Genomic DNA, 11,276 nt, shown 5'->3' on the forward strand with positions numbered 1-11,276 from the left:
GACTTAGGGAATACCCAAAGTTGAGTTCCTCCATGGCTTGCCGTTTTCACTGAACTATCTCTACCGCTTGTGAGAATGTCTAAACGGTTTAGAAAATTATCTGTGGTAGATAGATAGAAAAGCAAGTCTTCAATAATCATGAAAGCTAATGGGGCAATTAGAAGGCTTATTGCTAATAGGAATTTTTTATTGATTAGAAAGAAAAATGAAATACCAGCTAATACAAAAATTATTTCAATTTTTATTAAATAGGCCCAAAATAAAAAGAACACCGCTATCAAAAGGTGTGAAAGTTGCGATTTTTGATCATCTAAATGGATATTGGATTTAAGAAAGAAATAAATTGCTGCGCATACCATAAATGAAAAAGGCACTTCCGGATAATTACTTGAGCCAAAAGCAATGTTTATCGGCGTTATGAGAACAATTATTCCAGCTAAGAATGCATAGTTTTGAGCCAATCCAATATGAATACCAATCTTATAGAGTACTAGGGGGAGTAGTAAAAAAGTAACAATAGGGAAAATCGATGATTCTAGAACTCCTGTCCCCAATATTTCAAAAATGATATATACGGGTAATATTAAGCCTAAACGAGAGTCATAGTGTGTAAAAGGTGTATACATCCCATCATGTAATATTCTAAGAGCATTAGTGGTAATTACACTATCGTCAGTACCAAGAAAACCATAATGTTGAGTTATTCTTATCGTTAATCCAATGAAAAATAAAACTAGTAAAAAAACATAATTATTACGTGAATTTAGTGGGGTATTTTGTTCCATAAACAAATTCTAGCTCTATCCTGATTAATGTGGATTACGGGAAAATAAAATTTCAACTTTTTACAATGATAAATATTCTTTATTACATTAGTTTGTAAATATTCCAGCATGTTATCTAATTTAAGCATAAAAACATACTACGAAAATAAATTATTGGCATTTAATATTGAATTGTTTAAGTGATACATCTGTCTGTTTTACCTGTCTAAAATCAATGTATATAAATTTTATATAGACGAGCCGTGAAAATTAAATAAAAATATAGCGAATTTATATATTAAGTGGCAAAAATTACGATGTGCGGAATATTAGGGACACTCAATTATAGTAATTTAGTTGACTCCAAACGTTTGCAGAGTATGCGAGATACAATGCCTTATAGAGGTCCTGACGATAACGGAATTTGGGTGTCTGACGATAGCTATTGTGGTTTAGCTCATTTACGGTTAAGTATATTAGATCCAACACCTGCCGGCCATCAGCCGCGAATAGAAGCTACTCAGCGTTTCGTTATTTCTTATAATGGAGAAGTTTTTAACTATTTGGAAATAAGAGCTGAGCTGGAATTAAAAGGGTATACATTCGAAACAGGAACCGACACTGAAGTTATTCTGCAAGCTTATGTGGAATATGGTGAGAATTGTTTACATAAGTTTAATGGCATGTTCGCCATTGCGATCTACGATACTCAAACTAAACAGCTATTTTTAGCTAGAGATCGACTCGGTATTAAACCCGTGTATTACTACCAATCGCAAAATGAATTTATTTTTGCTTCCGAAACTAAAGCTATATTACGCGGTTTAGACACTAAACCTGAGCTAAATATGCAACTCATCGATTCTTTTATGAGTTTTGGATATATTCCCGGAGAGAATACTTTACATCAAGGTATAAAACGTTTGATGCCTGGACATTATGCTCTAATAAATGGCGATGATGTCAAAATTACTGAGTACTGGGATTTAAAATTTAATAATCAAAATGACAAAGGTTTTGATTTTTACGTTGATGAAAGCAAAAAACTATTAGAAAGTGCTATTGATCTTAGGCTTCGTAGTGATGTTCCTCTTGGGATCTTTTTGAGTGGTGGTATTGATTCGAGCGCCGTGGTTGGTTTGCTAGCGGACAAAGTAAAAGAGCCACTAAAAACGTTTTCTATTGGTTATGATTTCGGCAAAAATTTTGACGAAACACCCTATGCACAAATGATTGCGGATAAGTTTCAAACGGATCATCACGAAATAAAAATAACCCCAACACAATTTAAAGAGTTCATACCAGAATATATTGCACTAATGGACGAACCTGTTACCGAAGCAGCTGCTATCTCACTATTTTTTGTTGCTAAGTTAGCCAAGGAAAAAGTAACAGTAGCTTTGTCTGGTGAAGGTTCAGACGAGATATTTGCCGGTTACGATTTATATCAATACATGAATGTATTAGAAAAGTATCGAAATGTAGTCGGTCAGAGTGGAGCGAACTTTTTTGCTGGTGTGTCCAATAAAGTATTGGGTGAAAGTCATAAAGTATCTAAGTACCTTAATATGGCTACACAACCCATTGAAAAAAGATATAAGGGTATGTCGACCTACCCAGATCACCAAAAAGAAGCGCTATATAAACCTGAGTTTAAAGGGCTTATCGAGCAACCAGAGCAAGTCAGTAGTCGTGCCTTTTCAAAGCAACTTTTTGAGAAAACCAAAGGCGAAGACCAATTAAATAAGATGTTGTATTTTGATACTAAAACTTGGTTAGTTGATGATTTGTTAATTAAAGCGGACCGAATGAGCATGGCAGCGTCTTTGGAGTTAAGAGTACCGTTTTTAGATTATCGATTGGTGGAGTTTGCTGCAACCATTCCCTCTCACCATAAAATTAAAAAAGGTGAAGGAAAATACCCTCTTAAGAAAATGATGGAGGGCATCCTTCCAAAAGAAATTATTTATCGTAAAAAAATGGGCTTTCCGACACCTTTGAAACTTATGTTTCAAAATGAGCTTCGAGACTATGCTGAATCCTTATTGTTGTCAGAAGATACAAAATTAAATCAGTTCTTTAAAAAGGAACGAATTGAACAATTAATTCAAGAGCACAATGCAGACAAATACGATCATCATAAAACGTTGTGGCAATTAGTCGTGCTTGAAGAGTGGTTGAGAAAAAATTATTAATAAGAATAAAATGGATTTAGCTTAATGAGTAATATGAAACATCAACCTCACATAGATGGGCTTAGAGCTCTCGCTGTAATTGCGGTGCTGATATTCCATATTAATCCATCCTGGTTGCCAGGTGGGTTTGTAGGGGTAGATATCTTTTTTGTAATATCAGGCTTTTTAATCACATCCATTATTGTTAGGGAATTAAAAAACAAAAAGTTTTCAATTGCCAATTTTTATAGTCGACGAATTAAGAGAATTCTGCCGGTATATTTTTCTGTTGCAATTTCGGTTCTGATTGTTGGGGGAGTGTTTTTCTTTCCTGAAGATTTAGTGGGGCTAGCTAAATCTTTGTTATCAAGTTCAATGTTCGTTTCAAACTATTACTTTTGGTTAAATAGCGGGTACTTTTCTAAAGCAGTTGAATTAACGCCTTTAATACATACTTGGTCACTGTCAGTGGAGGAACAGTTCTACATATTTTGGCCCTTATGTTTAATGGTCATATTCTCTCCACGACTTTTAGTGATTAAACATTATTCTGTCTTCGTTATTTTTAGTGTTTCTTTTGTTCTGTCGGTTTTGTTATCCAAGTCTCATCCTGATTTTGCGTACTACGCAATTTTTACAAGAACCTATGAATTAATGATTGGGGCAATATTTGCCTTGTACTATAAACGGTTTGTTAACCTGCCTGATTATATGTCATTGTTAGCTTTTATTGTTTTAATTTGCAGTGTGTTTTTAATTGATAAAAATATGCTGTTCCCTGGTTATATAGCGATTTTTCCATGTTTGGCAACGGGAGTCTTAATTGTAAAGGGGGCGGGACATGCAAGCATAAACAAATTCTTGTCGTTTAAATGGATGCAGTATATTGGTTTACTTTCTTACAGTTTGTATATGTGGCATTGGCCTATAATTTCATTCACTAAATATTACTTCTTTAATCCTTCTTTAATTGTGATGTCTTGTAGTGTGGTACTTATTATTGGAGTTTCTATTTTTTCTAGACGCTTTATTGAAGAGCCATTTTTGCGCAGTAAGATAACGTTCCTTCGTGCAACATTCCTACTGTTTATTATACCTACGTTAATTATTGGCGCCTCTTCGTTGTATATTATTGCTAATAAAGGATTGCCTTCTCGTTATAACAGTGATGAGCTTGCTTTATTTCAAAGTGCTGTTTCTAGTCCAAATCACTGTAGTGTTTCTCTGCCGACGTCAAGTGCTAAAAATGGATGTGAATTTAGGCCTAAGTCTTCAGTGAAGCTAAAACATGTGCTGATATGGGGAGATTCACATGCTAATCATTTATATGGTTTATCGGAAGAATTAAGCAACGAACTAAACTTAAATATAGAATTAATTCCTTTTGCTGGATGCCCTCCGATTAGAGGCGTATATCGAATAAATCGCTCTTATAGTGAGCATTGTTATAATCACAACAGTCAAATTTGGCAAAAAATAGTCAACAAAAATTATGATATTGTCTTTTTGGCTGCAAACTGGGCTAACTATCCCCTTGCTGACAATTTAGCTGATGACTCAAATATGGAGCAGAGTATCGAAAACTCACGCCGTACTTTCTATTCCAATTTAAAATTACAGTTTGAATTATTGGAATCAAACAATCAGAAAGTGTGGTTTTTGGATGCTCTTCCTAACTTTGAAGTTGACCCTAAACGCTGCCAATTACATCACTCATTATTTCGTTATACACAAGCGCCTGTTTGCGAAACTTCTCTAAAATTAGTAGAAGATAAGCGCCTCGAATATGACCAGTTTATTCTTGAAAATGTAAAAAACCGAGAAAATGTTAATTACTTTTCTCTGTTAGATACGTTTTGTGCTGATAATGCATGCAGTGCTTTTAAAGACAATAAACTTTATTTCAGCGACAAAAATCACTTGTCTTATGATGGAGCTAAAAGTTTAGCACCAATATTTGTTGAAACATTAGATAAGTAGAAATGTCATGAAAATAAAAAAAATACTTGTAGTTAGTTATCTTTTTCCAAATAGTAAACAACCTAATCATGGCATTTTTGTTTTAAATCGTTTAAAAGCAATGAGTCGTTATTTGGATATAACTATTATTAACCCCATCCCTAATTCACCTATACACGGGTTTATCGATAAGTTTAAGATTTTAAGTGACGTTCCTGAAGTAGAAGTTTTAGATGGGCTAACTGTTTATCATCCAAGGTTTTTATCAATACCTGGTTATCTTAAATCAGTTGAAATTAGTTCTTACCAAAAAGCTGTAGATAAAGTTGTTCGGAAATTTGAACTGACATTTGATTTAGTAGATTTGCATTGGACTTTTCCTGATCTTCCAACCGGATATTATTTACATAAAAAATATCATGTTCCTTTCAATATTACGTTACGTGGCATGGAGGCGTTTCACCTTCAAGATAATGACATCCGGCAGAAAGTCGTAGCTAAGTACCTGAAAGAGGCAAACCAAGTTATTTCTCTTAGTGATGAAATGGCTGATGCAGCAGATAAAATAGCCCAAACAGCAAACCGTACATCAGTTATTAGAAATGGTGTAGATACCAAAAAGTTTTTTTATTTAGATAAAAATGAATGCCGAGACAAGCTAGGGTTAGAGCGTTCTCAACATATTGTTTTAGGTGTAGGCGCTTTGATTAGGCGTAAAGGGTTTGATCTAGTTATCCAAGCTCTAGCTGTCCTCACAAAACAACCTAAGTTTTCCAATTTAGTTTTTTACATTCTAGGCGCAGAAGGTGCGGAAGGTGATTACCGGGCTGAGCTTAAACAATATGTCCAAGAACATGGTTTAGAGAAACATGTTGTATTTAAAGGCGCAGTGCTTAATCAAGATTTGATTACTTGGTATAATGCAGTTGATGTTTTTTGTTTGTCTAGTCGAGGTGAGGGCAGTCCCAACGTACTCACAGAAGCTTTGGCATGCGGCACTCCTGTTGTTGCTTCAAAAGTTGGCAGTGTGCCGGAGATTATGGCAAGTGAACCTGATTTAGGTATTGCTTTTGACAATGAAAATGTCAAGCAGCTGGAGTCTGCGATAGAGTCTTTGTTGCTCACGACAAACATTAGAGAAAATAATGCTCTCATTTTCAGTAAATACACATGGGATTGGTGTGCTCGTAATGTGCTCAATACGATCGATGGGCTTCCAAATGAAAAATAAGATATTAGAGATATGGGGATCAGGTTATGTAGCCAGCAATAATCCCTTTTATGAAGATTAATTTTAAAGGTTGTATACTAGAAAACTTTATTAGAAGGTTTGGTGAAGATAAAATACAAGTTCTGAGTCAGTATGCGTACATCCGTTTTATTTATCGTTACTCAAAAATAGCATTAACTTTAAGTGTTTAACATCAGTTAAAACTCGTATTGAAATAACTCAATATCTTTTTGATATACTTTTTCGACAATCTTTTTTGTATCATCATTAAAGTATTCACGGTAGCTCTTAGCTCGATTAGACTTGTTTAATTGTTCTATCGTTATTTCAATATCTAATTTTTTCTCCAGTTCTTTTAAATCCAAATCAAGTGTTTCTATCCGGCCAATATAATCGATTAAACAATTCATGTTTTTATCATAGATATACCAATATTGCGGGGCAAAAACGACGTCTTCTTTGCTCAAATCAGCTGAAGGTAACCATTGAGTGATGAATGTTTCAAAGTCGTTAAATAACTCTGACTGATAAATGGGGTTAGGGATCGGTTGTACGTATTTTGTGCCAGACTGTCGTGCAAAGTTATACGCTGACACTACTCTATCCCATGGATTTCTAACAAAAGAGTAAGTGAAGTATTTACTATATTCATTTTTTGATATTTTTTGGTAGTCAACTGCTTTTCTATGGCCAACATTCATACCGTATATGGCTCTGGCAATGCTAGTACCTGCTGCTTTGGGGATGTGAATAAATATTGATTTGGTTTCTTGAAAGCATGGCCTAAATACTTGTGATTCTCCACGTAAAACATCGATTTTTTGTTGTATTAATTGCGGCAGAGTATTTCTATATAGTTTTTTTAGTGGGTTGGCTGATTTATTCATAATATTAATTGATCGTTTTATCCAAAATTACGCCAAGTTGTTTTGCTTTTTCATAACGTGAGTATGAATTGATATCTTTCTGGCTATCTATAGTCGGGCAAACCGATAACCAAGAAAACAATGCATCGTATATCTCTGCTTCGCTGTGGGCAACATTACCGCATTTTGACTTTGTAGCAACTTGCCCAGTCGCACTATTTAACGGTGCTGCTACTAACACTGGTTTTCTAGCTCGTATATATTCAAATAATTTTCCCGGTACTTGAAGCTTAAAAACTTCGTCTTGAATTAGAAGTAACGCTGAAGCTTCCATCATATTCTTTAAAGATTCGACAAAAGGTACTGGTTCGATAAACCTAACTAAGCTTTGAATATTCAACTGCTCGACTATATTTTTGAACGCATTCCCATCACCAGCTCCCTGAAAAATCAATTCAAAATTATTTTCAGTAATTATATTGTTTTTTTGTAATTTAGCTAAAGCTGCAAATGTGGGAGCAGGATCTCTGCCATGAGGGTATAACACACCACTATAATAAAGACTGAACTTATTATTATTAAAGGGTGTTTCAGTATTTTTAGAAAGTGTTTTTATTAGTTCAAAGTTACTCTCATCAAACCCATTTTCAATACAGTGATATTTATCTGTAGATTTAATTTTATGGTATTCAATATAAGCGTTTTTTGATTCATCAGTAGCAAAAACTGCACCTGCACAGCGAGTTAATACAGCTTTATCAACTCGTAAGCTAATTTTCTTTTTGAAATTGGAGATATCGTTTTTATGAATGTAACCAAGGGGATCTTGATAATCTACAATTAGGGGGATTCCGGTGCGTTTACTTAGTTCATTTGCGATGATGTGAGCACTGAGTGTTGGATATGTTGACCATATAACATTAGGTTTCTCTTTTTTTATTATTTTTAAGCCTTGGTATATGGCAAAGGGAATCCAAGTTGACCAGCGATCAATAACTTTCATCCAGTTAAAATGTTTTCCTTTAATGGATAAATGACGATCAACATCAAGTGCTCGGCTTCGGTATATTTTCCCCGCCATGTGAGTAGGAATTATTTGAGAAGGATCTAAGCCATCATAAGCCTTACTTTTAGCTGTCAAAATAATCGGATCCCACCCAAACTCAGGTAAATATTGGGTCATTCTCAATGTTCTTTGACCTGCAACTGATTTACTCGGTGGGTAATCAAAAGCTACCATTAATATCTTTTTATTCACATTCACCTGCTATTTTTTCTAATGATAAACAAAATTGGTTTCTTTCTTTTCTGTGCGGCATAAATCTTGATACTGAGTATAGGTTAGATTTTGAGGTAACCCCCCCATCATTTGTAGAGCAAGCGAATTGAAAACCACATTCTTTTACCATATCAATGTGACGTTGGTCAAAGTCGCGAGGATAATTCCCGTTTGGAAAAGCAAAAGTCTTAATTTTTGTGGCTAATATTTCTTCTAAGTCATCACGGTTTGTCTGAATTTCTGTGAGTGCTACTTCGTTATTTTGAACTCCTAAAATACTGTGTGTAGTTGTATGCCCACCAATTTCATGCCCATCGTCATGCAAATTTCTGACTTGCTCTTCAGTCATCATGCATCTTGGGGTTCCAATTGTTCCTAGCTGCTTAACAATTGCAGAAATAATTTCGTCCCTTTCTTGATTTTGCATAAATTTAAGCTGGCTAACCAATTTTAAATAGGTATTTACTTTGTTTTCAATAGTATTTAGGTGTTTCGTCTGCCCTGCCACAGTCAATACTGGATTTTGTGTATGACGAATGCTGTCTAGTAAAATGTCATTCCAAAGGTACCCCAGGCGCGTACCGTTTGTCGCTACGAAAAATGTAGCGGGAACCTTATATTTTTTTAAAATGGGTAAAGCGTTAGTAAAATTATCTGCGTAGCCATCATCAAATGAAATACATAAGCTTAGTTTAGGTAGTTCACCAATAGCTTGTAGTTCTAATGCTTTTGATATCGTATACGTTGAAAAATGTTTACTTAGAGTTGCTATTAACCTTTCGAATTCTTCAATCGTAGGATCATCTGGCAAAAATGGATCTGGTTGATTTAATACTCTATGGAAATAAATAACCGCTAAAGGATATTCACCTAATCGCCATTTACTAATTTCTGCTAACAATTTTAACCCGAGTGACAGCATTGATATCCCTACCTAAAAACTCTAGTTATTAAGAATGTTCATATTAATCTATTCGTTATTAAAAATAAAACTAGACCTTCGTTCGAATAGGTTTAACAATATAGCGCATAATATATAGGTGAATTGATAGTATTGATATGAAAAGAGTTTTAACCGTATTTGGTACGCGCCCTGAAGCGATAAAAATGGCCCCTCTTGTACATAAGCTGGCAGAGTCCGAGCAATTGATATCTAAGGTCTGTGTTACTGCTCAGCACAGAGAAATGTTAGATCAAGTCTTAAACTTATTCGAAATCGTTCCTGAATTCGATCTTAACATTATGAAGCCCGGTCAAGATTTGTTTGATGTGACTGTGAATATTCTACTGGGTATTAAGTCGGTAATAGCCGAATTCAAACCTGATGTTATTCTTGTGCATGGTGATACGTCTACGACTTTTTCATCTGCTTTAGCTGCATTTTATTCACAAACTAAAATTGGACACGTAGAGGCTGGTTTACGAACAGGTGACCTATATTCGCCTTGGCCTGAAGAAGGTAATAGAAAATTAACGGGAGCATTAGCTAACTTTCATTTTGCACCTACTCAATTGTCGCAGCAAAATTTGCTAAATGAAGGGACTCCTGAGTCTTCAATTTTTATTACTGGAAACACCGTTATCGACGCTTTGTTATGGGTGTCGAAAAAACTGGATACCAACTCAGAATTGAATGCAAAGTTAGCTAAAAAGTTCGAATTTTTAGATGACGACAAAAAATTGATATTAGTGACAGGGCATAGACGTGAAAGCTTCGGTGACGGGTTCGAGCGAATTTGTGTGGCATTAGCAGAAATAGCGACCCAAAGGCCTGACGTACAGATACTTTATCCAATGCATTTAAATCCTAATGTGAGGGAGCCCGTAAACCGTCTGTTATCAAAACTACCTAATGTATTTTTGATTGAACCTCAAGATTATCTGCCCTTTGTTTATTTAATGAATAAATCTTATTTAATAATTACTGATTCTGGTGGTGTACAAGAGGAAGCTCCGTCTTTGGGGAAACCAGTGTTGGTGATGAGAGATACCACGGAGCGACCGGAGGCCGTTGCTGCAGGCACAGTTAAATTAGTTGGTACAGATACACAAAAAATAGTGGAACAAGCTTTACTGTTATTAAACGATATTGACGTATATAAGGAGATGTCTCAGGCTCACAATCCATACGGTGATGGACAAGCATGTCAGAGAATTGTGAAACAATTGATTGAGGGACTTAATAATGAAAATTAGTCTCATATCCATTGTAACACTGGCTTGTATTGTTGCATTAACACTATCAAGGGTGTGCAGTAGCTGGTGAATTGTGCTCAGCTTTTATTGCTTTTATTGGTGACGAAGTTTTTTTTTACTAGAGTCGCTTATGGCAATCAAATATCAGTAGATGGAGTTATGTTTAAATCGTTATCAGCTGCCAAAAATGCGATTCGTAGGGGCAGTCAAATTTATTTGTTTGAAGGGGTTTTTGACCAAGGAATATACTTACATCAAGACAACCTTGAAATTATTGGTGAAAAGGGCGTCGTATTTGATGGTGCGGTTACAGATGAAAAGGGGGCGTTAGTTTTAACGGGTGATAATATATTGGTTGAAAATATTGAATGTAGGAACATTAAAGTACCTGATTTGAACGGCGCCTGTATTCGATTTGAAGGAACAAATTTAACGGTTAGAGACTTGTATGTTCATGATAGCCAATCTGGTGTGATGACCAGCGACAAAGCGGGTGTAGTTAAAATAGTGTCATCGAGATTTGAAAGATTAGGTGGTAAAGCCAAAGGTGATGGCTACGCACATGCTTTATATATTAAAGCTGACGAGTTATTAATTCATTCATCAAAAATACTATCGACTAAAGGTGAAGGGACAGGTGTTAAGTCTCGGTCGAAAAAAGTTGTGATAACAAATAGCGTTTTAGCATCCTTAGATGGAAAAGATAGTCGACTTGTTGATATGGCAAATTACGGTGAGCTAATAATCACCAACAGTATTTTGCAACAAGGAGAAAATACCACTAATAGTCAATTGATTGCTTATGGT

At 35.2% G+C, this 11,276-nt stretch carries 9 protein-coding genes; 5 read left to right on the plus strand and 4 right to left on the minus strand.

Annotated features, from left to right (window positions below):
* A partial coding sequence (locus ACSHXM_RS18885; RefSeq protein ID WP_435691415.1) for a glycosyltransferase family 39 protein occupies window positions 1–785 on the minus strand: 785 nt, incomplete at its 3' end.
* 296 nt (window positions 786–1,081) lie between these two features.
* Here ACSHXM_RS18885 and asnB point away from each other — a divergent pair.
* Genes asnB through ACSHXM_RS18900 form a run of 3 tightly spaced genes read left to right on the plus strand, consistent with a single transcriptional unit; the run spans window position 1,082 to window position 6,128 of the window.
* Window positions 1,082–2,959, plus strand: coding sequence for an asparagine synthase (glutamine-hydrolyzing) (gene asnB / locus ACSHXM_RS18890; RefSeq protein WP_435691431.1), 1,878 nt, complete (start codon window positions 1,082–1,084; stop codon window positions 2,957–2,959).
* Window positions 2,960–2,983: 24 nt separating this feature from the next.
* Window positions 2,984–4,918 (plus strand): acyltransferase family protein, encoded by a 1,935-nt coding sequence (locus tag ACSHXM_RS18895; protein WP_435691417.1) that lies wholly within the window; start codon window positions 2,984–2,986, stop codon window positions 4,916–4,918.
* Between the two features lie 7 nt (window positions 4,919–4,925).
* Window positions 4,926–6,128, plus strand: a complete 1,203-nt coding sequence (locus ACSHXM_RS18900; RefSeq protein ID WP_435691419.1) for a glycosyltransferase — start codon at window positions 4,926–4,928, stop codon at window positions 6,126–6,128.
* A 197-nt stretch (window positions 6,129–6,325) separates the two neighbouring features.
* Here the strand turns inward: ACSHXM_RS18900 and ACSHXM_RS18905 are convergent, their stop codons facing one another.
* From ACSHXM_RS18905 to ACSHXM_RS18915, 3 genes are read right to left on the minus strand one after another with little or no spacing between them, the layout of a single operon-like run.
* Window positions 6,326–7,015: a sulfotransferase family 2 domain-containing protein gene (locus tag ACSHXM_RS18905; RefSeq protein ID WP_435691421.1), complete on the minus strand. Its 690-nt coding sequence runs from the start codon at window positions 7,013–7,015 to the stop codon at window positions 6,326–6,328.
* A 4-nt stretch (window positions 7,016–7,019) separates the two neighbouring features.
* A complete protein-coding gene (locus ACSHXM_RS18910) occupies window positions 7,020–8,252 on the minus strand; it encodes a hypothetical protein (protein WP_435691423.1) in 1,233 nt (410 codons plus the stop codon).
* Complete coding sequence (locus ACSHXM_RS18915; protein WP_435691425.1) at window positions 8,245–9,195, minus strand: polysaccharide deacetylase family protein; 951 nt, start codon at window positions 9,193–9,195, stop codon at window positions 8,245–8,247. Before ACSHXM_RS18915 ends, ACSHXM_RS18910 begins: the two co-directional genes overlap by 8 nt.
* Window positions 9,196–9,332: 137 nt before the next feature.
* Between ACSHXM_RS18915 and wecB the strand changes: the two genes are divergently transcribed.
* Window positions 9,333–10,469, plus strand: coding sequence for a non-hydrolyzing UDP-N-acetylglucosamine 2-epimerase (gene wecB, locus ACSHXM_RS18920; RefSeq protein ID WP_435691427.1), 1,137 nt, complete (start codon window positions 9,333–9,335; stop codon window positions 10,467–10,469).
* 159 nt (window positions 10,470–10,628) lie between these two features.
* Window positions 10,629–11,276 (plus strand): hypothetical protein (locus tag ACSHXM_RS18925; protein ID WP_435691429.1); only part of this gene is annotated, 648 nt, incomplete at its 3' end.

This window comes from Paraglaciecola sp. (assembly GCF_051252315.1).
Taxonomy (GTDB): domain Bacteria; phylum Pseudomonadota; class Gammaproteobacteria; order Enterobacterales; family Alteromonadaceae; genus Paraglaciecola.

Coding starts and splice junctions, on each gene's coding strand:
- asnB (WP_435691431.1), top strand. CDS start 1,082: ATGTGCGGAATATTAGGGACACTCAATTATAGTAATTTAGTTGACTCC.
- ACSHXM_RS18895 (WP_435691417.1), top strand. CDS start 2,984: ATGAGTAATATGAAACATCAACCTCACATAGATGGGCTTAGAGCTCTC.
- ACSHXM_RS18900 (WP_435691419.1), top strand. CDS start 4,926: ATGAAAATAAAAAAAATACTTGTAGTTAGTTATCTTTTTCCAAATAGT.
- ACSHXM_RS18905 (WP_435691421.1), bottom strand. CDS start 7,015: ATGAATAAATCAGCCAACCCACTAAAAAAACTATATAGAAATACTCTG.
- ACSHXM_RS18915 (WP_435691425.1), bottom strand. CDS start 9,195: ATGCTGTCACTCGGGTTAAAATTGTTAGCAGAAATTAGTAAATGGCGA.
- wecB (WP_435691427.1), top strand. CDS start 9,333: ATGAAAAGAGTTTTAACCGTATTTGGTACGCGCCCTGAAGCGATAAAA.